The organism is Parabacteroides caecihominis (assembly GCF_023656785.1).
Taxonomy (GTDB): Bacteria; Bacteroidota; Bacteroidia; order Bacteroidales; family Tannerellaceae; genus Parabacteroides; species Parabacteroides segnis.
Genome location: NZ_JAMOKS010000010.1, coordinates 34,905 through 60,202 on the forward strand (window position 1 = coordinate 34,905; position 25,298 = coordinate 60,202).

Here is a 25,298-nt window from a genome sequence, read left to right on the forward strand (position 1 = left end):
TCCGGTAAGATTTATATACAACAGTCTTTTTTTACATTTTTAAGGTTCGACTACTACTACATTGATAGAATCTGTAAAGCAAACTGTATGATTGCTATTTCATCAATCAGAATTTCACCTTATAAGTTTCTATTGCATATTTTCCTAAAACAATCTCTTGAACCGGTTCCAACTCTTCTTCAATCAAATTTGTATGGATTACAGCCTTGGGTTGTACAGCCATTTGTAAACCGACTTTTTCTTCGTTGCCCGAACTGTTATACATACGAATAATCAGGCTATTGTCATCCTCACATTTTTTCAATGCCGTAATTTTCACATTCGGATTGTTTACGGATACGAAAGAATATTCTTCAGGCAAAGAAGCCTTTTGGAAACGCTCCGGATTGTAAACGGCGACCAGAGGGGTATTGGCAGAAACTCCGAATTCTTCCCTGGCCTTATCGCCTGCCGGATGCGAAGTTAACGAGAAATGATAAGAATGGTCTCCCGGTTGGAAAAAATCATTTCCCTTATCATGGCAACTTCTTCGGGAAGCCAATAAGATCGGTTGCAAAACAGGATAGTCGACCGGATCGTTAGTCGGATCGATGTAATCGGCAACAGCCACGGAAGAGGATAAAGTCAGCGCACAGTTTTCTCCCGCAACACTTAACCAGTTGCCAATACCACGCGGATGCTGTTTGCTGTTTTCCACATAATAGCGTTCGCCGGCAGCTCCTGGTAACTCGTCTTTTCCGACAGTCAACGCACCGAAAGGTACTTCGTAAGAAACAGCCGATTGTTTGAAAGCGACAGGCCACATCAAACGATATTCACGAAACATGACGCCCTCCCAGTTCAACAGATCGACATCCATATCAATCTTCTTAACCTGATGATAAACCCGTAAGGTCTGTTCAATCACGGCATTACGGATCGGAGTACGCATCTTATAAGAGGTAAAAACCGGACCATTCTCTACCAGTTCCCAAGCAACGGCATGGTTGAATGTCTTATCGAATCCTTCCATATCCGGCTGTTGTACGGCATCGAACTCACCGGCTCCGTTGCCGTAAGAATGCATGGTTATCACTTCACCACCTAAAAATTTCTCCGTATTCAATAAAGGACATCCGGTTGCTTTGTCGTAAATCTGCCGGATACCGCCATCTACCAGCTCGATTGAATAATAGGAATTCTCCACCAAGGTCGTTTTCCGTGCTTCCGTCAGTTTTTCCATTCCCGCCGGATTCAGATAATAGGTTTTCAATCCCATTGAGGGCATATCAGCGGCAGTAAAGGAAAGACGGGCCTTCTCGATGGAACCATCGCCATAATAGCAAACATCTGACAATTGAGATGCTATATTTTTCCCGTGGCTATCCTTCAACTGCAAATGCCGGGCATATCCCGGCTGAAAAGCGACATCGACCTGCACGGGAGCAGTTCTGCCGAAAGACAAATTATTAAAGACAACGATCGGATTCCCTTTTTCATTAGAAGTCTTCACAGAAGAGGCCAGGTAAAAAGCTTGCTGGTCTACGATCTGTTCAGCCCGTGACAAAGCGAATTCATATTTTCGGAGAAAAGTATTGTCCGTCATGATTCCTCCGTTGCCGCCCCATCCATGATCCGGATAGATTTTAGCCTCCCAGGCTTCCTCCAATTCCCGGGACGGATACCGTTCAAACGAGCCGCGAACCATCGCCGAATAAGATGACATTTTCTCTGCATCGGGCAATAAGACATCACCGGCACGGCTGGCAGTCAACGCTTTCTCATGCGAAGGCCCATGAATATATAACCAGACATTCGGACGCTCTCCCTGAACAACCGGCAACGCAGAGGTAGAATGATCCAACGTCTTGAAGAAATCGTCCGCCGTTGCATATTTAAATGAAGGCAAAGATACTTTTGTCTTTTTACCGGTTTCTTCATTTCTTATATAACGAATCCGATTCCATTTATCCATCAATACAGGACAATTTTCAACCGGCTTCTTACTCCATGAAAGCTCATAGTTGAGCATGGCCGGCATCACGGTCGGCACCTTTTTCACATCATTATATTTAGTATACCATAAGATGGATTCCTTACCGATCTCTTTAATAGCCGCTGTATCTTCTTTTCCCAATACATTGTAAAAATAGATATAATGTCCCGGCGTATATGTCCTGACTTTCGAACCGTCGGGTGATTGCCAGTAGAACAACCCTCTTTCGTGACGACTGATAATCAGGTTGTCGATGCCAGCCTTCTTCATTATCTGCGGCATTTGTAACGTGCGCCCCGGTACATCTACATTAAAATAGGACAACGGAGCATAACCGTCAAAATTCTTTTTCAACCAACGACTTCCAAGGTAAAACTGCCGGGCCAATGATTCTCCCGAATACATTTCTTCATAAGGCTGAATAAAAGTACCTCCCACACAGATACGTCCTTCCTTCATATATTTAGCAAACAAGGGCTGTGTCTCCGGATGACGATGAATATATTCTTTCAGAATAGATGTTTGCTCTATATCCATCCTGAAATTGGGATCATCGGCCAGACGTTTCAGAAACGGAGTAAGCCAAAGCGTATCCCGGTCTGCTATACAGGCATCGAGATGGTTCAGCCAGGCCAGGTCCTGATGCGTCGTGGTGAACACATAGATATTCCCCCGGCTTAACGGCGAATCCGACAAATTCTTCAAAAGTCCATATGATTCATTGTCACATGAATAAGTATCGTTCAGTACTTGCGCCTTAACAGATAAGGACGACAAGACACATAAAACAGTGAGTACAATTCCTTTTTTCATCGTGGTTACTTTAATACGTCTTCAATTATTGCATACAAACGATTCCTTTGCAAAGGAGTCAAATCCAAATAGGCACAATCCTGTTTATGGGTATCCGATTTTTCAACAATAATGATTTCAACCTCCGGATCCATAGCAATATTGTGCCAGGTTCCTGCCGGGATATTATAAGTGACTCCCGGCTTCATTTTTACACATTCAAAATGAACATCTTTATCGTCAGGTTTTGCCGCTATCAATACAGCCTCCCCTTTAAACAGAATAAAAACTTCATCCGTAGCCCGGTGAACTTCGATCTGGTCGATATCTGCCAAACCGTGTTTTGCCACATGATTCAATTGGGCAACCTGCCATCCTTCCCTGATAAGAAACGGATTATATCCTTCCTTATCGTGATAATATGTTTCTATCATCTCTTCCCCTATTGATTCTGTAAACGCATAATCTCCTCATAAGAACCGTATTTACGGGCAGCAGCAATAAAGGCCTTGAAATTCTCCGGAGGAGTATTCCGCCCCATGGCACAACCCGAACTGATGATATGGCTTCTGCCACGGGTTGCTTCCACCAGTTTTTTCACTGCCGCATCCACTTCGGCCGGCGTACCGTGTACCAGCGGGAAACTGGGATCTACATTTCCCATCAGGATCGTGTCCATCGGAACCAGTCTTCGCGCTTCTTCCATGTCGAGTTTCCAGTCGACTTCCAGAATCCGTGCCCCCGTTGTTCCCATATCCTCGATAATAGCATTTGTATTACCGCAAATATGCAGGGAAAGAGGTATTCCGTAGGCCTGGACTTCTTCCGTCATTTTCTTTTCCGGTTCCAAAGCAAACTGGCGATACATATCCGGTGAGATCAAATTCGGACCGGCCAGAGCATCACCGATAGACGTAGCGTGGGCTCCGGCATCTTTCTGCGCTTTAGCAAAAAGGACACTTGCCTGACGGCAATACTCGATCACATCCGCTATTACTTGAGGATCTTCCGACAACAAATCCATCATAAACTGAGTCGTACCCCTCAGCAGGCAAGCAATACTGAAAGGTCCCTGGTCGGCACGTCCCATAATAAAAACATGATCGCCGATAGCATCGACCAGAGTACGGGTAGCTTCCAGCCATTCACATAAACGTCCCGATTTCTGCGGATCCGGCAGAGGTAACTCATAAATATCACGCAAATCCTTCAATACGGGTTGTTCTTCATCGACCGTAGCCGGCTCATCTTCCCTGAATATGACCTTGGCTCCGATCGCTTCTGCAATCGACGCATCATCGAAATCGATCACACACCCATCGTATCCATATTTTTCCTGAGACAAAATATGCGCCTGGGCCATCTTTCGTCCGTCCTTGTTCACATCGCTGATTTTCAACCCGGCTGTTTCGACAGCATACATAAAACTTTGAGGTATCACAGGAAGCATATCAGGTACTTCCCCATTCAGAACAGCCATACAACGCTGTAAAGATGTCATTTCTTTCATAATCGTTCAATCATTATATATTAATATTTCATTTTTACAGAAACCAACATGATATAGATCAGGGCCAAAAGCGGTACGAACAAGCTGGTCCACTGATTGGTTGCATCGGCCAGAATCCCCATAACCATCGGAAGAATAGCACCTCCAGCTACTCCCATTATCATCAAGGCTGATATCTCATTGGCTTTAGAGGGATCAGACTGAATAGCCGAGGAAAATATAATGGGGAAAACATTGGCACAAAAGAGCCCGATAAGAAAAAGGGCTACCAGCAGAACCGTCATACTGGTTGTAGCCATAAACAACAGGAAGACGAGTACCGCTGCCACCATATTTCCTATCAGAAAACGCCGGGACGAGTAACGGGCTAAAATGATCGCTCCTAAAAACGTTCCTAACGTACGGGCCGAGAAATACAAACTACATCCTAGCCCCCCCTGCTCGATCGGCAGTTCACATCTCTCCAGAAAATATTTAGGTACAGCCGTCATCAGACTGATTTCAAAGCCTACAATCAATAAAATCACAGAAAAAGCAATCATCAACCGGCTATTTTTGAATAACGCCAGCACATCACGCCCCTTCTGTTTTGTCACCTCTCCTTCCACTTCACGAATAGGAGTAAATACCAACCAGAGCCATGAAAGTAATGTGATAAAGGCATAGATAGGAAATATCAAATGCCAATTTCCCCAGACCCCGGCAGCCACACCGGCGATAACCGGTCCCAAGGTGGAAGAGATTGCTTTAATAAATTGCCCCAACGTCAGCATACTGGTCACTTTCTCTTTCGAAACAACATCCAGCAACAACGGATTCAACGATACCTGCAAAATCGTATTTCCTATACCCAGCAAAGCAAAAGCCAGCAAGACCGTCGGAAAAGAATAATATATTAATGGAATAAGCATGGCCACACATGTCACCAACGAACTGAGAAGTACCGTTTTCTTCCGTCCGATACGCCCCATCAGTAATCCGGTCGGTAACGAACAAACGGCAAACCACAGAAAAACCATCATCGGTAACAGGTTTGCCAGCGTATCGCTTAAAGTAAAGTCGTTTTTCACATAGCTTGTGGAAATGCCTACTACGTCCACAAAGCCCATAACAAAAAAGGCAAACAAAACAGGCATCAGTTGATATACCTTACTCTTATTTTCTTGTGTTTTCATGGAATTAATCTATATTACAAAGTCTATTTAACCGGTTCAAAAGAAAAAGAAAAAATATATATTACGGCATTAACAGATTATCAACAACCACTCCTCTCGAGGTAAAATCTTTGTTTCCAATATTCTCCAAAAGGATTTGTACGGCCTGAGTTCCCATTTCCTGAATGGGCATTAACGTAATACTCATATCGGGAGCCAGAATGTCCAAAGCAATCGTTTCATGAAAACAACCCATGCTAAAGCGATTCTGATAATCAATTTTACGATTTACAAAATAACGTATGGCTTCTAAAGCCAGATAATGTGTGGAAAAGAAGAATCCGTCTATATCCGGCACTTCCTCAAAGAGGCAATCCAACTTATCGACTATATCCGTTCTGTAATTTGAGCGATCCACAAAAACTTCCAATGCAATTTCAGACTGAAGTCCTGCATCCGCCACAGCCTTCCGATACCCTTCTATGCGTTGTTTCATCACATACAGATGGACATCGGTCGTCAGCAAAGCGATCTTCCGGGATCCTTTTTTTATCAAATGAGATACCAGGTCATAGCAGCACTGGCAGTTGTTTACAATCACATAGTTTACAGGTAGGTTCGGATAATAACGATCAATCAATACAAACGGCAACGAGTCTTTCATCAACAGATTAATGCCTTTTCTTGAAATCTTGGTCGGTGCAATAATAATCCCGTCCACCTGTTTGGAACGAAGTATTTTGATCAATTCGAACTCTTTCTCCCCATCTCCCTCCGAACTACAAACCATTAATACATATTTATTACGGACCGCTTCCTGTTCGATAGCCTGTACCAACTGGGCATAAAAAGTATCTCCGATAAACGGAATGATCAGGCCGATCGTATTGGAAGTACCCAACGACAAACTGCGAGCCAGTAAATTAGGACGATAATTAACCGAATCCGCATATTCTTTCACCCGCTTAATAGTCGCTTGGCTAAAACCTTTTGTTTCTCCCTGATCCGATAGAATCCAGGAAACTGTAGCTTTAGAAAGATTCAAGGCTTGTGCGATATCTTTTATAGATGCATTCATGAATATACGATTTATTTAACCGGTTCAAATATACGTTTTTTATTAATTGACCCGGGAAGAATACCGCCTTTTATAACTCTAATTAACAGAATCACACCGGTTGTATCCTTCTCCCAGTCAATTCAATACATGAAAGAACATTCATTACTTACCAATCCAGTCTAACCGTAGCAAATCCCATGGCAGGAACCCTGATCTTTCCATCAGCAATCTGTTCGCTACCAGGTTCTTCTCCGGATTTACATAAAGAGACGCGCCGGGGTTTCTTTGTATCCCAGGCTAAAAAAACTACCTGATCGTTGTCGGATACGGAACGCAAACGTACGATCTGGGACTTGCCTTCTTCAATTGTCTTTATCATAGATACAACAACTGATTCATCTCCGGACAATTTCATATTCGGTGAATAGGTAAACTGTTGATCTACCGGAACCGCAATCATCGGCCGGATTTGTTCCATACCGAACCGGTTCGCATCGGCAGCCTTATAAGCTCCCTTTGCCGGTTGTACACGGTATTCAAACTTAATCGATCCGTCTTGCGACAAAGCGAAATTCGTATGCCAATGATTATTCAGAGCCCATGAATAAATGGTGGAAGAAGGTTTGATTTTACGGATCCATTCCGGTGACTTGAATGCACCTCCGAGAATATTAGCACTCATCTCTCCCACTTCAAACGCACAAGCATTGAGTGAACACCAGGTTACATTCTTTTCGTTGTCCGACAGGTTCAACCAACGCTGCAAAGCCAGCCAGTTTCTATTCCCTTCGGCAAGCTGGTCTTTTTCTACCTCCATAACACCCCAGGGAAGGTCGACGTGAATGACCGGTCGGTCAAGATCGAATGCAAAGCCGAAATGAACACCTTCTTTATCTGTTGTCGCTATTTTATCGAGTACATTATTAAATGAGACATATGACTGACCGGCAACCACAGAGACTTCGCGGTGCAAGCTGTTACACCCTTCCGCATCCGATTCAACCAGCAAAGAATTTACAAGCGGTCCGTTTTCCTTGACACGGATCTTTATATTGTAAGCTTTCGTTGCACGGCTTCCTTCATCATTCCCATGTAAATAACGGTAACTATTTATGGCGCACATGGATTTACTATCGACAAACTCTTCGCCGTCATATAGAAGGCTAACCACATCACCAGTTTCCTGACTTATAACTACACGAACCAGCCCATTATCCAGTACATTGTCTTTGATAGCCGGAGAGGCTTGCTTTTTGGCAGGCTTTGTTGAAAGCCGGTATTGCTTTGCTCCTAATGCACCGACATTCTCAGCCCAAAAAGCCAGTTCGCCGGTTGAAAGACGCTGGCTTGTTACTTCACGGCCCGTCTCCGCATCTACTACAGAAGCATACTTACCACTGATATCTTCAGGCAGCCTGACAACTTCGCTACGTGTCCATGAAGAGGTATTAAATAAACTGATAGTCGCCGACTCGCCGGTAATTTCCTTCACTGTCTCAGCGAACAGTTCTTTTTGCATCTTATCCGAATTACGGAAATAATCCAACTTAACATTCAATATGATATCACATATCGGCTGTTGCGAAGGGTTCATATAGGCCCAGGTATGTTCCGTACCCAATATGACATTCCGCCATGCTTCTTCGAAAGCCGTGCGGGGAGCGGCCGTCTCAGGTTTCAGCATACTCCAAAGCGTTTCGGTCTGTACCAGATCTTCTTTCACTTCCCGGTGATGTCCGGTAAATGCGGCTTTCGAACCGAGACCGTCAGTCCAGTATTCTGTAAAGTCACCCTTCAATACTGGCAGTTGATCACCATATTTATGATCGAAGGCACTCATCATTTCCGTAGCGGTACAAATCTTTAAATGCGGGAAGGCAAACTCTTCGTTCCAACTTTTTACGGCCTCCGGCAAATCATAATCGATCGGCGTATTATCGGCCATGCACCAGGTCATAGGGAAAATATCATACGGATAGTAATCGGCCTTTTCCAGCTCCGGCAACATCTGATTGATATACGGATCTATAAAATGCGCCCGTGGATTGTCTGTTTTGACGACTCTCAACAGTTTGTCCGGATCTGTCTGTCCTGCCATCTTCGGCCAGAACATATATCCTTTATTATGAGCGCCGGGCGTATAGGCACCGGGCTGAAGGAACAATACTTTCGATTTACCGTCGGCCCCTTGCCACCAGAAAGGTTTGAAGCTTATCTCATGAGCCAGTCCGACCCGGTCGGTTCCGTTAAATAAAGCCAGGCAATAAGGTATTCCCAGTTGAGAGGCCACGGGGACTACTCCCCAGGAAACGCCGGGGATATCCACCTGAACCATCGTTTCCACTTTCTTCCCGGTCAGCTTCTCCAACTTCTTGCCATAATTGAACAATTCAAACAGTTCCTCATCGTTCGCCGAACTAGTATTGGTGCTGACGTAACCAGCATCCACCGCTATCTGCCCCTCTTTAATGGCCCGGATCAGTTTGTCGCATTTCTCTTTCGACTCTGTCTTCAGATACCGTTCGATCGGCCATGTAACTTCGGGGTTCCATACAAAACGCGCTCCGTCAGGATAGTCTTTTGTTTTTTCCGCCAGTTCCATAGCATATTCCAGATTCCGTTTATGAATTAGTTCCACATTAGCCTGCGTATTCGTATAGCCGATATCGACATGCGAATGGGGATAGATATAGACAGTCCACTGACGGGCATAGGGGACAACGACTTGTTTCGAAATGGTATTCTTTTTATTCAGAACCAGATTGACCAGAATTGTATCGTCTTTCGATACACCCAGATCCGCCGGCAACAATACAGGAATGGAATCAGGTCTGCCGGTCGATAAAGGGGTTTGCTCTTTTCTGTCGCCTGCCACCACTTCGATATAGGCATTCTTCAATGGTTTCACCCCGTTATAGGAGACGAAGATTTGGCGACCGGCTTGCTTGTCTGCCCTGTATTTATAGTATCTGGCTACCTGACAATCGATACTTTCTTCGGGTATCTTACTGTCGGCCAATGCCACCACTGAAAAGATACTTAATAAAGTAACTGTGATAAAAAGACTTTTCATAATTTATATTTCTTTTGGGGTTTAACTATTTAACTAAAAAGAGATTCATCCAAGCGAGCTTCTAATCAAAAGACAAAGATAGAGATAATAGAGAGAGCTCTTTATTACTCTTTTTTCCGATTTACATATACTATCTTACTATTTAAACCCGAAACAGCCGATACATAATAGAGGTTAGGGGCATGACAAGGACATAGAAGAAGTAAACTTTTATTCTATATATAAAATAGAGACTTATACTATTCACCCTTCACCTCTATGCGACTATGACACTGTATTACATTATATTATAAAATAAAAAACTGATGAATGGTTAAATAAAAAGGTGAATGGTCTATTCAAACCATTCACCTTTTATTGGAATAATGAGGATGCTATATGGCTGTAAGATGACTTACTGCCGATTAAACCGGATCCTATAATCTACTAATCCGGTTCTTACTATCAAGTAATCTTAAAGTAATAACCTAAAGTCTTATCGACCTCCGTTGCAATGCTTATTGACCCAGGTCGTTAAGCTTACCCACGTAGGTCGATAAGCTTTGCGACGGAGATTAAGCAATAAGTAGTCTATATCTTTTAGGTTAGTTGTCAGCTAGTTCTGACTCTGTTTGTAGTAAGCTGTCTGTTACTTGCTGTCTATCTGCCTATGATTCACTGATTGTATCTCTTCCAAAGGTGAAGGGTTCAGGAGAACCATTCACCTTTTTCCTCAACCATTCACCCGCATTTCAACAGTACAACTAACTACTAAACAAATAATTATACCACAGCGAGTGAAGGGTGAATAGTTTATTGCCATACTACTGTGATGATTATGGCAAGACTGTTACTATTTTTCAAAAACAGCAAATTCAGACAAACCGCTATTCGTTGAATTACCGACACCGAGCACGACAAACTCAATCCATTCCACCTCTTTAGGTTCAAATGTAATTTCCAACCCCTCACCTTCGACATTCGACAAAGCTCCCAATTCGATTATCGTACCGTCGCTCATTTTCAGACCGCAAGACAATATCTGCTCGTATTGGTAAGGCCTGTCAAACAACCATATTTTCCCTACTGTTACTTTTTTATCCCACGTTAAACGTACCCAGGAATTTACAGTTTGGTTAGAAGCCCATTCGTTTTCCGGATGTCCGGGGAATCCATCTACAATCCCGTCGTTCACACCTTTTTCACTATAACCTTCCGCTAAAGAAGAAACCGATACCTTAGCCTGAAGTGCTAAATTTTCTTTCGAAGTCAATGGGTTTCGTTTATCCCATTCTGCTTTTTCAATGTCCAGTTTCTTTTTATTCTCTGCAAAAGGATAAGCAGCCAACTGTTTCTTATCCAGGAAACGCATCTCTTGCAAAACCATCGCATAGCGACCGCCGGGAGGATTTATCTTTAATTCCTGAAATGCTGCAAAATTACCTGAATAACAAAGCCAAAAAGAGTTTTTGTCCTTGTCGATAAATTTGGACGGAATATTGACAAAATAAGCCTGTTCACCAAAATTCTTCATATAAGTAACCATCTTCCAGGGTCCCTCAACATGGTCTGACTCCAAAAAATAAGTATTCATATACTTTATGGTAGGCCAGCCGTCTGTTATACACATGATATATTTTTTCAAATGAGGGAAATAAGTCATTGTAACGCATCCGCAATGATTATTCCATTCAAAAACAGGTTTAATCTTTTTAAAGTCCTTGCTCCAGACAGCTTTACCATTACGGTTATACCCCGCAAAATACTCATATTTAGACCGATTATTTATATTCTCGATTGTAGGAGTTACCCGGAGCAGATAAATCTGATCACCGCTAATCCAACTATTATTTGCAGGACGAGGCTGCGGATCTTCGGCAACCGACCCGTGTGCCACCAAATAAGCTTTACCATCCGGCGAATGTTCCATATTCTTTCCAAAATCGACAAAATGAGGAGCGCCTATTTTCACACAGCCACTGTCTTTAGCCGTTTCACCGAATAAAGGAGATAGAGGGGTATGAGGAGTATCTTCCCATGTCAGTCCGTAATCTTTAGAGATCCGGAAACCGACAAACGGGCCTAAAGTACCCCAGTTATATCCGCTAGGGTATCCATCCAGGCAATAAGTCCCATAATACCAAACGCCATTGTGCACCAAACTGCCACACGGATAGCGTCCGCCATAAGGAGCCGCCGAACCGGTCGTGGCTCCCAATGGGATCACTTTCAAATTTAACGGGTCATTCCCTACGATTTTAGCCTGACCGGTCATAGCCTTCGGCCCTGTCGCAGAAAAGACCAGCTTCCATATTCCCCACGTACCATCTGTAAAAGGCGAATACAACGTATCGTTCGAAGCCCATGAAGGATACCAGGTATCCGCTGCCGTATAACTTACGGACCGCCCCATAAATTCTGCTGCCGCCAAATCGGAGGATTGACTGACAGGAGGAGTCTCCGGCGTTTCATGAGGCCACAGATAAGGGCCCCACGGACGTGGCTCCGGTTTAATGACTCTTTGCTGATAGGGTATCTGTGCCACTAACAGAGTATGACAAAGTAAACTTCCTAAAAAAAAGACTAGTCTTCTCATGATAATTCATATAAGATTTATTATTCCTCTATTAAAAACCAGGAGGTACCTTGTGCCTTAATAGAAACCGGAAGAATTAACTCTCCATTTTGATCCAATGAAAAACGTTGTTTATTACCATCGGACGTTATGACCGTAGCTTTCTCTTTCAAGCCTGTATAATACAACGGAAGACGCATTTCTTTCGTTATATCGCGGTCGGTCGGATTAAAGACTATAACCATTCCTTTGTGTTTGATAAACGGATTTACATGCATCATGCAATCCAAGTCGCGTCCGGTCGGTCGGCTGACATGAATAATATCCGACGTAAGAATATCACGGTACTCTTTGAACCAGTTAATCCATTTAGATACCAACTGTTTTGTCTCCGGGGTATCGTATAAACGATTTCCACGGATAGTCAGATGGCAACCACTTCCCAGAAACTGAATCAATTGTTGTTCATAACGGTCCAGATTTTCGCATAACGGTTCCAGACCGACGCGCGGATCATTCGTATAGAAACCGACTAACTGCAAGGTCATCCACCCCATAGGCGGTATCTTATGCCAGGTTCCGTCATAGATATACTGACGGCCTAATAATAACTGCTGCTGCGGAGTCAGGTTAGCACTCGCTTCGCGATATCCCATTCCTGTCGAACATTGCCCATTCAGGAAATACCAGTCGGGAATAGGTATATACATGCCTCTGCGCTGTAATTCGTGGATCACTTCCACCTGCGTTTTCCACTGTTGCCACTGTGAATCCTCCAGGCCGGTATGATGCGGGTGGACGGTTGAAGCACAAGGATCGCCATGATACGGGCCATCCATATTGTAAGTCATAAAACCAGTCTTATCGAAGAACTCCCACATCTTCGGATAATAGGTATCTTTCCATTGGCTGGCAATACAAACACTTTGTCCGAAAAGACTACCCGTTTTTCCCGTCTCCGGATGGATGCAATCCACTTCTTTTCCTCGTCCGCGGGAAGCGACCTGCAACTCATAACCACCCATCACAATACCCCGTTCTTTGGCATAAGAAGCGACTCTACGCCATAATTGCACATAAGCAGAATCCAGATTATCATGGCTGACACCCGGCCACGCCTGAATATCCAGCTGTTCAAGTCCCAATTCCGACATCTGGTCGATGAAAGACTTCAGTTTCTCCTCATCGTGAGAGGTAATACCTCCCGCAATCAACGATTCGGTTGTCTGGGGAGCCAGTTTCTTATACATCCGGCGATGTCCCAACGATTGCCTTTCACGATCGTCGCTATCCTGCAACAACTCGAAAGTGATATAAGATTTGAACGGGCTATCCTTGCCTATCCGGGTATTTGGGCCCATCGGCAGTGTACTTATCAACAGATTATGATGAGGAAATCCTAAAAACTTATCCTCAGCCTGATTGTGGCTGGCCCAGGTATTATACTCCTTATCCACCGTCCATCTGGTCGTAGAACTACCGACATGGTAGATTTTGGGAGTTCCGGCATAATGCATCAGTGCACTGCCTTCTATATCGGCATTCACCAGTGCAAAAGAGAAATCGCTTTCGACATGGATGCGTTTTACCTGGTCCTGATTAACAGCCAATACCTCGCATTCCATATCATTCAGCACTATATTCGTATCATTTTCATTGATAACTTCAATCCATTTCGCCATAACCGGCAAACCCTGGTAAATCTCATAAATGACTTTCACTTTTACATTCTTTACGGCGGGCATGTTCTCTGTCGGGACAAATGTCATTTCCATACGCAACCCTTTGGCGGGCCAATCGGTAGAAACAGCATTAAACTTCCGGGTCCATGGGTAACGTTCCAAAGGCATTCCTGTTTCCACCTTTTCCAATGTAAATGCCAGGTCGGATGCTTCCAGTTGCGGATACCAGCTATCCAGTAAATAGGATAACTCCGGCTGTTCTTTCAGGCCCCCGACTTCATACCATACACTGTCGAGACATATACGGGCTTCGGGTTTTACGGCCCGAAGATACTCCGCTTCGTTGGAATGATTCTTATACCCCACACAAGCCAGATTCTCACCGACATAAAAAGTACGGGAAATCAGTCCGTTGTTCAGTTGAAACATCGAAGTCACTCCATCATCCGACTTCTGCACGTACATACGGCATTGGCTTTCTACGGGTTCAATCAACCAATCTTTTTGTTGGCGGAGATTCGGCAATTCCGATACGATTTCCTTACCCGCCCCCTCTTGTTCCAGTTGGCGAACCAGAGATTGCCGCTCAGTCAGACGCTGTTTGCTTTGTTCCTTTATCTTCTTGTAATCCAATAAAAAATCAGAGTCAGGGTCAAACTTCCCTGTGATAAACGTACTATACCTGACCTCATATATTTCACCATAGAATGCCTCCTTTCCTTCTTCAGATACAGCAATCGAAAAGTTGGAAGCAATCGCCTTGGTAGGATTAAAGGTACCGGTCTTCTTTCCGTTCAGCCATACGGAACCTTTCTCGCCGTCCACAACCATTGCCAGATGGGTCCATACATCTTCGGCAACCTCGCCGATAGTCACAATACCGGAACTACCGGAGATTAATTGCCATTTATCTCCTTTTCGGACAATTACATATCCTTCTTTTCCGTTACCATTAGCCACTACAACCTGTGTCGACCGGTTATCTTTCCCTCTTACCCCGTCATGACGTGGTTTGGCCCACACCTCCAGGACTTGATTCTCTGCTGATGCTCCGAATGGGTTCGCCAATCTGTAACCATCCCCGTCACCATTGAATAAAAGACCTCCTTCTCCTTTCATTTTTTTGTTACCGGGAGCATCGGCATAGAAAACAGGACGGCCTAAAGCGGTCAGCTCTCCCGTTCCGGTTACCGGTTTTAATTTATCGGGAGCCACCGCATAGGTCACATTTCCTGATTTACCGAAATTATAATATACAACGGGTTTTATCTTCGCCTCCGCGAAAAGACACAAGACCGTCAAAGCAGTCGTTATCGTTATTCTCTTTATTTTCATTGAATATATTTCATATACAGATTTAGTAACGCAAATATAGAAGTAGCTATCCCTATTAAAAATAGCAAATAACTGCTTATTTAGTGGATTATTATTGTAAATTAATAGATCAAATAACTGGCAGGTTCAAATCTGCCCAATTCTATTTTAAATACACCATTTTGTATCTTGACTGGATTACCATTGGGAACGCCTCTCAAATTCACAGGTTGTGCCACTCCATCTTTCTTTACCGGCAAAGAGATTTCACAGAGACCGCTTTCACCGCTTTGTTCCCATACACGCAATAATTTGCCGCCACCGTCAGGGTTATTGCCATAGGCCGTTAGTAATACTCCCTTACGGGATATTTTCACGCCTTCGTTCATTACCGGCAATTTACCGGCAGGACAGGTGGCGATTCCAACCTGCAAAGGCAGACGGGTTTCCCATGCGGGGGTTATTAAACCGGACTCATCATCTGCATTCTTCGGGTTCACCCATAGACGGACTTCCGTAGTCAGGTTGCCATTCCAAAAAGAAGCAAAGTTCGTATTCCAACGATTATTAAACAAGTTGAAGTACACATGCGACCGGGGATTTTCATAGGTATCGGCATAATGCATAAAATCCAAATCGCCTAAGACAAATGCAGGGGCATCTATCGGACAAACCCCAACAGAATACTCCCTATCCTTTATCATTATTCCCGAATTGGACCAGATATAATTAAACTGGCTGCCTTCTATCAAATCTTTGGCCGGATCGATAACCGAACCGATACGTCCTACCCTATATTCCGGAGATTTTGTTTTAAACGGCAATGCAATCCATCCGGCTTCAGGTTCTTCCGTTGCCGGCTTATTGATTACGGAAAGTTTCACATCTATACAAGGCATATTCTCGTAAAGCGTCACAGTCAGGCCAGCCGTATGTTTTTCCTCGTCGACAGATGCGGAAGGAGTTAACACGCCACGGATGGATGACTTATGGTTCTCCACATGAAATTCCATATTCCGGGGAGATTCATGTATGCCTTTTGTCCGTTCATCCAAATAGGTACTTTTACCTGTTATCTGATAATGAGAATTTTTGTATTTGTCATATATATATTCTTTCAGATAGCGATATGATTGTTCTTTGTCGTACCTTTCATACACATAAGAGCCAAAACCATTTTCAGACCGGTCATCCACCAATTCCCGCTTGTTTGTTTTATCCCAGATACCCCTGATGCATCCTTTCTTTTTGTCAAATGAGATTTTGTACCATTTGTTCTCTATATAATTACCCTGTTCTTCACCTTTTAATGAGTTTTCCACTTGGGCTGGCGACTCATCTGTCAGGATATATGTCTTATAGCCATTTGCCGGTATATCTTCGGCGAAGAAAGTACCCAGGCGCTTTGAATCGGCACCATACACTTTCAGGTCATAGATACGACCGGTCTCCACTTCTTTCACATAAGCTTCTTTGATAGAACCTTGTGACGGTAATACAAAATTCACCATCCCTCCACGTTCCCATGGAAGCGGATTGTATACAACGAAACGGAAACCTTCCCTGGCAACATTTTCAGCCAACGTAGCAAGTTCATTCTCCAGTTCCGGCCGCAAAGCCTGCTCAGCATCTTCAATATACCCGATATGTTCTTTCCATGACTCTTTCATCCGGGCATACGCAGGATCCAAACCGGTAACATACATCTTATACCAGTCTTTGCCGGTTAAGCCGGGAACAAAATGCTGGTTGGCAAGTCCCCAGGTATGTTCGCCGTACATCAGGCTTTTATCATATATATAAGCCAAATCTTCATCAATTTCGTAAGGCATGATTCCCCATTCCTTTTCCTGTGTATGCAAAGTTTCCAGCAAAGGCATCAGGGGACGGACTCTTCTTGCTGTCTGGGTTGCCTGCGGATTAGACATTACGCCATGTACCCAACTATCGGACATATCTCCACGTACCACCGGCAACTCGGGATTCTCTGCAAAAACAGCCTCTGCAAAATCAGACATTTTACCGATACGTATTTTAGCATTGGGATATTTCTCTTTTATATGGGCAATTACCTTTTCCACCTCTTCTGCCGTTGGAGGTCCGGCATTATCGCCGGCATGCACGAATGTAAGCCATGATTTCAGCTTCCATCCTTCAGGAGGAAACATTCCTCCACCATATCCCTCCGAAAACATGGTCAACACCCTTGAACCGTCTGGACCTTCCCACCAAAACAAAGTCGGAACCTTCACCACACGGTTGGTCGGATTGGAACCGAAATGAAAGAACTTGATTCCGGCATGATGTAAAATAGTCGGTAAAACCCAGGTATGCCCCGGAACATCCGTCATTTTCCCATCGGTCGGAAGTGGTAAACCGTATGTACGAGCCAACGAAGAAGAATAGCCCAGACCACGCACAAGATCTTCGAGTTCAAGCGTTCCCGTATGTGTTGTATAAGGAAGTGCATGCGTCACCAGGTTTCCGTTTTTTAAAGCACGTTCTATCCGCAACCTACGCTCCGGAGTCTGCCGATCCCAAAGCATTTGTTCCAAAGGCCATCCGGGGACAGTCCACGCAAACTGCATATCTTTCATTTTATCCGCATTTTTATCCATCACATCCATGGCTTTATCGATCATGGAAGTACGGTATTCATGCACAACATCACGTGCCAATGCCGAATAACCGATATCAAAATGACTTTTGAATACCAGATAAAACGTCATCTCTCGATTCGAGATTTGAGAGACATCGTCGTTCTTATGTTTTTCGTAATTGTCGGCTTGTGCATACAGCTGACCGGAAGATAGAAAAAGCAGGCTTAAAAGAGCCACAGACAATTTTAATATTTTCATTGTATTAGTCGTTGATATTTAAACTTTGAAAAAGCATCAGTATGAGGTAACCGTTTCCTGTCGATCGGACAAAAGTAAAGACAACAAAAACATCATCCAATAGCCAAAAGATGCTTATTCAGTGGATTATTATTGCTTTTAGGCTATAAGAATGTATAAAAAAGCATGCAGATAAATCTTTACAGATAAAATCTGCATGCTTTGAAGTCAATCAAGTCTGCTTATTTTAATGGGTCGAAAGTACCTCCCCATTCGTTGTTCTGCTCAATCTTAGAATTACGATCGAGAACATCTTTGGCAACAGATGTAAACCAATGGTTCAGATCTAAATTAAACATATACTGTTTATCCTTATCTACGCATTCTATATATTCAAAATGGAATAATTTGCGAACTTCAGGATCAAACATATCTTTTGTCCAATCGAATTTACCCTCTTTAACAAGATTATAGTCATTGATGACCGGATACAAGGTGGAACGATATTTTAAATTATTCAATATATCGTAGCGTTTCCAACGACGCAAATCGGAGAAACGTTTTCCTTCGTAAGCAAATTCGATAAAACGTTCGTTGATATAAGCCTCACGAATTTGGTCCTGGGTAGTAGCAGTAATACCATAATTAGTAGAAGACTGAATACCGGCACGCTTACGAATATCATACAACACCTGCAAAGCTTCACCGCTCTTTCCTAATTCATTAGCACATTCACCATAATTCATCAGCACCTCTGCAAAACGAATTTCAATCCAATCAGTTTCGGCATTATAAACTTCTGTAATCGTAAGTTCATCCAACCCTTTTTTCTGGTAGAAGTTAGCTCCTTCCTGCTGTCCTCTATCAATTTCATCACGGATCAATGAATAATATACAAATCCTTGTGAAGCTTCACTATCTTCTAATTTTGTCCAGGCATTCCAATATTTCATATCACCCGGCAGTTGGTCTGAAGCACCTGGATATTTTGTTCCCGGACAAAATATTGTAGCATGAAAACGTGGATCACGATTCATATAAAAATCATCCATAAACTGTTTGTTGTAATCCGGATCGGAGGCCAAACTCTCTATATCCAATTCCAATTTAGTACCGTCCAATTTTGGAAAAGCCAACAACAAAGGTAAAATAGCTTGGTTATCATTAGCACCATCCTTTGTTAATGCTTCCGGACGAATATTCTTCTGGTCAAACGCATGGTCAGGATAATAGAATTGGTTCACCATAATTACTTCTTTATTTTGCTCGTCATACCAAATATCCGCAAAGTCACCTTCATACAGTCCTTTCCCTACACCACGTAAGAAATCTACAGCATCTTTATTTGCTTTATAAGCTGCTTCCCAACGCGCCTTGTTATTATCAGGGTTAAACAACGGGCTGGCATACTGTAATAACATACGACCTTTGAAAGCCATTGCACAACCTTTATCAATTCGTCCATAATCAGCTCCAGCCCAAGTATCCGGCAAACTTTCGATAGCTTCATCCAAATCAGCCAAAATCTGTGCCACACAGTCGGATGTACTGCTACGCGGTACAAACAGACTTTCCACATTGGTCACATCTTGAAAATGGGTAATCAAAGGAACACCTCCAACGGAGAAAACTTTTCCCCAATAATCCCAAGCTCTCCAAAAAAGAGCTTGACCACGCATCTGCTTTTTTTCTACGTCGGTCAGAACAGTAACACCTTCTAACTGATCCAAAAAGAAATTGATACGGTCAATATTACCATACCCCCAGTTAGTGGTATAATTATCAATTGTTATCTGTCCCCGTGCAAATTGGCTCATATTAGTGGGTCCGTTCATCCCCTCATCGGTATTATTCGCTGATACAGGCCAACCAGGTAACATATTCCCATAAATATCTGTCAAAAAAGAAGATATCATGTTTTTATCAGACCATACATTATCGGGATTTATTGTTCCATTATTGGTATAATCCAAATCACAACTAGTCATCAAAACCACACATGCGCCAAACAACGCTACTATATTTCGTTTCATAATTTATTCGTCTTTTTAGAATTTGACATCTACACCCAAGTTTACAGATCGCAATATTGGGAATGCATTACCATTACCAATTTCAGGATCATAATAATTTTTATTGAAACTACTTAATACAAACAAGTTGGTACCGGTTACAAAGAATCGAACATTGTCGAACAACTTATTGTAAAATTGATTTTTAGGTAGATTGTAACTAACCGTCAGATATTTCAAACGCATAAAACTTGCATCTTTCAACCAATAACTTGAAGCTGTTTCATAAGTTTTTGTATTGTTACTACTGATACGCTTTGGTAAGGTTGCATTCTGATTTTCCGGTGTCCAACTGTCATTATACCATTTTTTCCACATACGGTTCCATTCAACGCCACCAGCCAAGTCAGTAGCCCATTTGTCAACGCCCAACTGTCCGGAGAACATCATATCCACACTTAGGCCTTTCCAACTACCACCCAAATTCAAACCATAAATGACAGGATTATTACTGTTTTTCAAAATAACTTTATCCCAATCATTAATAATACCATCAGGCTTTCCGTCAGGACCGCTCAAATCTTTAAATACCATCATACCTAACTCCGGTGATAAACCGTTATGCTGGTAATTCGGATGTTCTGCTTTAAATGCATCCAATTCTTCCTGCGTACGAATAATTTTATCAAATTCCCAGCCTGTGATATAACTACGAGATTTACCTACAGGGATGTCAATCCATCGAGCATTTTCAGCATAATCTTGCTTAATCGTCTTATTCCATCCATACGACATAGTCAAATTTCCATAATATGAGAAATCTTTATTGTTCCCATGATACCCCAATTGTAAGTCAAAACCTTGCGCATGAATTTCACCGTAATTTTCAGCTGGCATTGTTAAACTAAACGAGTTCGGCAATGTATTCTGACGACTCCCCAAAATATCGTAAGAATTACGATACCAGTAATCAGCCGAAACAGTCCAATGGTTCAAGAAATTCACATCTGCACCGACATTATAGCTCAATGCTTTTTCCCAAGTCAGATTCGGATTTACAACACTACCATAGGTAATACCGACCGATTTCGACGGACTACTGCCAAAATAAGCAGATGAACCGGATTTATAGGACTCCTGCCACTGCCAACCTCCGACAGAATCGTTACCGGTTAATCCGACAGATGCACGTAATTTCAAGAACTGAATTGCTGATTTATTAAAAAAGCTTTCTTCTGAAATAACCCATCCCAACGAACCGGCAGGGAAGAATCCCCAACGCTGACTGGGAGCAAAGTTCATAGATCCATCTTCGCGGAAAGAAAAACTAAGCAAATACTTGTCGGCATAAGAATAACTGAACTGTCCTATATAAGAAAAACGGCCGCTTTGCCAATCGGTATCACCACCTCCCCAAGTATCAGCTCGAGCACTACTGGCTGCCCAAAACTGGTCTGTCATATAAACCGGGAATGTCTCACGACCACCATGTACACTAGCCCCATCACCTTCATACCATTCTGTTACCAAAGTACCTGATACACGATGTAGGTTATTAAAAACATTTTCATAACTCAATTGAACGTTAAACTGCTTGTCACCACTCCAAGAGGACTTACGCTGTATGTAGTCTTTTCCTACCCAGGTAGTCTTCCGCGTTCCAATAATATCCTCATCCTTAGTAGAAAATATATGATTATGGGTACCGGATTTTTTTACTTGATACAAATCATAATTAGTATAATATATCTTATTAAGATCATGTACCCAACTTCTGCTATATGAAATCTTAGCACTTAGACCTTTGAGAAAAGGAGCTTTATATGTTGCACTTATAACAGCTTGAGGTTTCAACATTTGTGACTTATTATATCCTCCCTTACCATCAACTGAAGCTCCATTGTTTGCAATCCATCCAAAATCAATATGTTTACCACTATCGGTATATACCGGTTGATCAGGCTGCCAAACTCTCAATTTACCATAATTGGCTTCAGCATTTTCAAATACAGCATTCCCCTGGAAAGTATTATAAATAGCTAATCCGGCAAAAACCTCCAAATCTTTTGTAATATCCGCAGTCACATTCATACGAATGTTATATTTATCAAAGGTGTACGGTTTTAAAAAACCCTCCTGCTTAACATAAGAAGCAGCACCAAAATAACGAACTTTTTCACTACCGCCATTTACACTGAAATTATGAGTCTGAGTAACCGGATTACGCCAAACTGCGTCCAATTGATCATATCCCCAACCATTATTGATCGTTCTGATATGATCGATTTCTTCTTGAGACCAAGCCCAACCGGCAGGATCGGCTTCACCATTGATACGACCATACAACTCAGCTGCTTCAACGCCACTGGTTAAATCTGAATTCTTTGTACGTGTATCAATACTATACCCATAAGAATAATTGAAAACCGGCTTTCCTCTAGTACCTTTTTTTGTAGTAACGATAATTACACCTCCGGCAGAACGTGAACCGTAAATAGCAGCAGACGCAGCATCCTTCAAGACTGTTATATCTTCGATTTCGTTCGGACTTAAATTATTGAAATCTCCACCGCCTCTAACAACACCGTCAATGACATAAGTCACATTCTGATCATTCCAGGAAGAGCCTGTACGAATAGAAATGCTCGGAGCTGCTCCCGGAAGACCATTCGGAGTACTAACACTTACACCGGCCAATTTACCTACTAAAATATTCCCTGCCGAAGTTGTAGGTAATGTATTCAATTTTTCATCCATTTTCATAGATGATACGGCACCTGTCACCAAACCTTTCTTCTGTGTCATATAGCCGACTACCACCACTTCATCCAGCAATTCCGTATCATCAGCCAACCGGATATTGATTTTATCCTTTCCTTTCACTGCTATCTCCTGGTTTTTAAAACCGACAAAAGAGACAACTAAGGTTGCATTATCAGAAACATTCAAGGAGAATTTGCCATCTATATCAGTGATAGTACCATTGGTCTTTTCTCCTTTTTCAAATACATTAGCTCCAACAACGGGCTCTCCTTGCGAATCTAAGACAACTCCTGTTACGAGACGTTTTTGAGAGACCATAGTATTTTGTTCCATATTTTCCGGCTGATAACCAGAGCTTTCATTATTCGTATCGGCAAAGATTAACGAAGGGGACATCAGGTTAAACAAAAAACATATACTAAAAACTTTAAATGTGGTAAAAAAACTTCTCAAACAGTAAATGAGTATATCTACTGTTCTTCTTTTCTCTTTATTTTTCATACTTTTGTAAAGAATTTATTAGTTAATAACTAATTGATTTTAATTCAAATACGAATCGGAGAAAATTAGGCCTTTCTCCGGTTCTTTTTTTAGTAGGTCAATTCTCCATACGCATTCTGTTTTTATAAGGTTATACATAATTCTATTTCACACTATATTTATATTTCTAATGTATTCTTGCGATATATGGATTATGCATGCTTTTATAACCATAATCCACATTAAGCATTATCAAAAAAACCTTAGTCCTGTAAGAACTATGGTGAAAACACATAGAATACCAACTGTCTGACAAGACATTAGCAACACAAGCTTAGAATAAAGTTTTTAGAGAAAAAACTGGAGAGTATAATTATTAATGTTTTGGTTTAATTAAAAATGCTTAGTTCTTACAGAACTTAAAATAAAATCAACAAAACTCTATTTTCAAACACAAGCAAAACACTAATAGATTATTATAAAGACAATAAAATCCACAATATGTATCACTTGTGTTTTCAAATATTAATACATCAAAAGACTATTTATATAAAATCTACATAATATTAATACAAAGATATTGTATTAAGTACCATTTAAACTTGGCATATCTACCGAAATAGATGCACTATCTTACGATTTTCAAAAACATCTATTCTTTTCTATTCTCAAAAACAAACCACTCCAGATTCATCAAATCCAGCTCTTTAACAGCCGGATCAACAGCCTTAAACACAAATACCAATGCATGTTTTCCCGTAACTGATTTAATATTTGTTTCGTGAATAGCATAAGCTGTTTCACCTTCCATTGGAGTTATATCACACGTCCCGATCAATTCCCCTTCAGGGCTATCCAGCCGTATTTCTATCTGAGCAGCCTTGTTCCTATCCCATGTTTTACAAACAAAATGATTTACTTTTGTATCTGTAAAGTCATAATATTTCCAATAGGCATAATCACCATCGCGAATGTCCGCTAAGTATTCTACCGGAATATCATTATCCGGACGACGCACTGCAACCATAACATTTCCTGACATCAGACAAGCTCTTGCCGCATCCATCCGATAAAGAGGCGAAATAGGGCCACCGATTCCCTGCGTGGTCATTTCCACCTGCGGAATAGTACCGTCCGGATTAAATGTTATTGGTTCCAAACATGCTTTCCGCATGGTCGCACTCGCATGCGTCGGACGATGATAAGCGATATACCATTGTCCGTTAATTTCGACAAGACAACCATGATTATTCACCAAGTTCCTTCCGCTTCCCCAATTATCAATAATAACCCCTCTGTAAGTGTAGGGGCCCAGTGGAGATGTCGCAGTCGCATAATCTAATGTTGCACAGTTAGATTCTCCATGTTGAGAATGGCTTCCATATACAAAATAATAGATGCCGTTCCTTTTCCGGACGGAACTGCCTTCATTGAAGAAATGCGTTTCATAGGTTAGTAAACTATCATGAACTGCTCCTTCTATCGAGAGCATATCCTTACTTAGCTTTGCTCCCTTAGCATATCCCTGCCCCCAGAACAAATAAGCCTGCCCATCGTCATCAATAAATACAGACGGGTCAATGCCTTTTACCCCTTCTATAACCTTCCCATCCCTAAACGGACCATAAGGAGAAGAGGAAACTGCCACACCTTCATCGTCTCCACCTCCGGCAAGACAATAATAAAGGTAATATTTCCCGTTATGATGGATACAGTCCGGAGCATATAAAATTCTATCCGTGTAATCTACTTGTTTACCCGGACCATCAGTAGCAAAAGAAAATTGCTCCACACTCCAATTTACAAGATCGGACGAAGATAATACGTTATAAGAGCGAGAACACCAGGCATTACCAGGTTCGTCGCGCGATCCGTAGACATAAACACGTCCGTCAGGCATCTGCCTTACCTCAGGATCTGCAATATACAATCCCGGAGGAGCGATAGGATTTAGCATTCTGTTAGTCGAAACGACTGTAACCTTATCGTTCGATTGCCGTTTCCCATCGAATTGACACCCCGTAAACACTCCTGCTATAAACAGGCTACTTACCAGGAAAAAATAATTCATATATGAATAAAACATAAATTA

Annotated in this window: 12 protein-coding genes; all 12 read right to left on the bottom strand. The window is 42.2% G+C overall.

From position 1 onward, the window contains the following. Positions 1-106: 106 nt before the first annotated feature. The 12 genes from NBH14_RS10100 to NBH14_RS10155 all read right to left on the bottom strand — a co-directional run bounded on the left by NBH14_RS10100 (position 107) and on the right by NBH14_RS10155 (position 25,292). Positions 107-2,788 (bottom strand): glycoside hydrolase family 38 N-terminal domain-containing protein, encoded by a 2,682-nt coding sequence (locus NBH14_RS10100; RefSeq protein ID WP_186959031.1) that lies wholly within the window; start codon positions 2,786-2,788, stop codon positions 107-109. Positions 2,789-2,793: 5 nt separating this feature from the next. Beyond that, on the bottom strand, positions 2,794-3,201 hold the full coding sequence (locus NBH14_RS10105; protein ID WP_028729562.1) for a cupin domain-containing protein: 408 nt from the start codon (positions 3,199-3,201) through the stop codon (positions 2,794-2,796). An 8-nt stretch (positions 3,202-3,209) separates the two neighbouring features. Continuing rightward, the gene (locus NBH14_RS10110) at positions 3,210-4,277 is read right to left on the bottom strand and encodes a uroporphyrinogen decarboxylase family protein (protein ID WP_186959032.1); all 1,068 of its coding nucleotides are present in this window, start codon (positions 4,275-4,277) and stop codon (positions 3,210-3,212) included. A gap of 20 nt (positions 4,278-4,297) precedes the next feature. Continuing rightward, a complete protein-coding gene (locus NBH14_RS10115; RefSeq protein ID WP_186959033.1) occupies positions 4,298-5,452 on the bottom strand; it encodes an MFS transporter in 1,155 nt (384 codons plus the stop codon). Between the two features lie 61 nt (positions 5,453-5,513). Next, positions 5,514-6,509: a LacI family DNA-binding transcriptional regulator gene (locus NBH14_RS10120; RefSeq protein WP_186959034.1), complete on the bottom strand. Its 996-nt coding sequence runs from the start codon at positions 6,507-6,509 to the stop codon at positions 5,514-5,516. A 148-nt stretch (positions 6,510-6,657) separates the two neighbouring features. Beyond that, positions 6,658-9,564 carry a glycoside hydrolase family 38 N-terminal domain-containing protein gene (locus NBH14_RS10125; protein WP_186959035.1) on the bottom strand — a complete coding sequence of 969 codons (2,907 nt, stop codon included), beginning with the start codon at positions 9,562-9,564 and terminating at the stop codon, positions 6,658-6,660. Between the two features lie 832 nt (positions 9,565-10,396). Next, entirely contained in the window at positions 10,397-12,139 is a 1,743-nt protein-coding gene (locus NBH14_RS10130) for a DUF7402 domain-containing protein (protein ID WP_186959036.1), read from the bottom strand. A 20-nt stretch (positions 12,140-12,159) separates the two neighbouring features. Next, positions 12,160-15,135, bottom strand: a complete 2,976-nt coding sequence (locus NBH14_RS10135; RefSeq protein ID WP_186959037.1) for a LamG-like jellyroll fold domain-containing protein — start codon at positions 15,133-15,135, stop codon at positions 12,160-12,162. A 101-nt stretch (positions 15,136-15,236) separates the two neighbouring features. Further along, on the bottom strand, positions 15,237-17,972 hold the full coding sequence (locus tag NBH14_RS10140) for a glycoside hydrolase family 38 N-terminal domain-containing protein (protein ID WP_186959038.1): 2,736 nt from the start codon (positions 17,970-17,972) through the stop codon (positions 15,237-15,239). 221 nt (positions 17,973-18,193) lie between these two features. Then, entirely contained in the window at positions 18,194-19,984 is a 1,791-nt protein-coding gene (locus NBH14_RS10145) for a RagB/SusD family nutrient uptake outer membrane protein (protein ID WP_186959039.1), read from the bottom strand. A gap of 15 nt (positions 19,985-19,999) precedes the next feature. Then, positions 20,000-23,059 carry a SusC/RagA family TonB-linked outer membrane protein gene (locus NBH14_RS10150; RefSeq protein WP_250817397.1) on the bottom strand — a complete coding sequence of 1,020 codons (3,060 nt, stop codon included), beginning with the start codon at positions 23,057-23,059 and terminating at the stop codon, positions 20,000-20,002. Between the two features lie 799 nt (positions 23,060-23,858). Further along, positions 23,859-25,292 (bottom strand): family 43 glycosylhydrolase, encoded by a 1,434-nt coding sequence (locus NBH14_RS10155; protein WP_250817399.1) that lies wholly within the window; start codon positions 25,290-25,292, stop codon positions 23,859-23,861. Positions 25,293-25,298: the final 6 nt, after the last annotated feature.

Coding starts and splice junctions, on each gene's coding strand:
- NBH14_RS10100 (WP_186959031.1), bottom strand. CDS start 2,788: ATGAAAAAAGGAATTGTACTCACTGTTTTATGTGTCTTGTCGTCCTTA.
- NBH14_RS10105 (WP_028729562.1), bottom strand. CDS start 3,201: ATGATAGAAACATATTATCACGATAAGGAAGGATATAATCCGTTTCTT.
- NBH14_RS10110 (WP_186959032.1), bottom strand. CDS start 4,277: ATGAAAGAAATGACATCTTTACAGCGTTGTATGGCTGTTCTGAATGGG.
- NBH14_RS10115 (WP_186959033.1), bottom strand. CDS start 5,452: ATGAAAACACAAGAAAATAAGAGTAAGGTATATCAACTGATGCCTGTT.
- NBH14_RS10120 (WP_186959034.1), bottom strand. CDS start 6,509: ATGAATGCATCTATAAAAGATATCGCACAAGCCTTGAATCTTTCTAAA.
- NBH14_RS10125 (WP_186959035.1), bottom strand. CDS start 9,564: ATGAAAAGTCTTTTTATCACAGTTACTTTATTAAGTATCTTTTCAGTG.
- NBH14_RS10130 (WP_186959036.1), bottom strand. CDS start 12,139: ATGAGAAGACTAGTCTTTTTTTTAGGAAGTTTACTTTGTCATACTCTG.
- NBH14_RS10135 (WP_186959037.1), bottom strand. CDS start 15,135: ATGAAAATAAAGAGAATAACGATAACGACTGCTTTGACGGTCTTGTGT.
- NBH14_RS10140 (WP_186959038.1), bottom strand. CDS start 17,972: ATGAAAATATTAAAATTGTCTGTGGCTCTTTTAAGCCTGCTTTTTCTA.
- NBH14_RS10145 (WP_186959039.1), bottom strand. CDS start 19,984: ATGAAACGAAATATAGTAGCGTTGTTTGGCGCATGTGTGGTTTTGATG.
- NBH14_RS10150 (WP_250817397.1), bottom strand. CDS start 23,059: ATGGAACAAAATACTATGGTCTCTCAAAAACGTCTCGTAACAGGAGTT.
- NBH14_RS10155 (WP_250817399.1), bottom strand. CDS start 25,292: ATGTTTTATTCATATATGAATTATTTTTTCCTGGTAAGTAGCCTGTTT.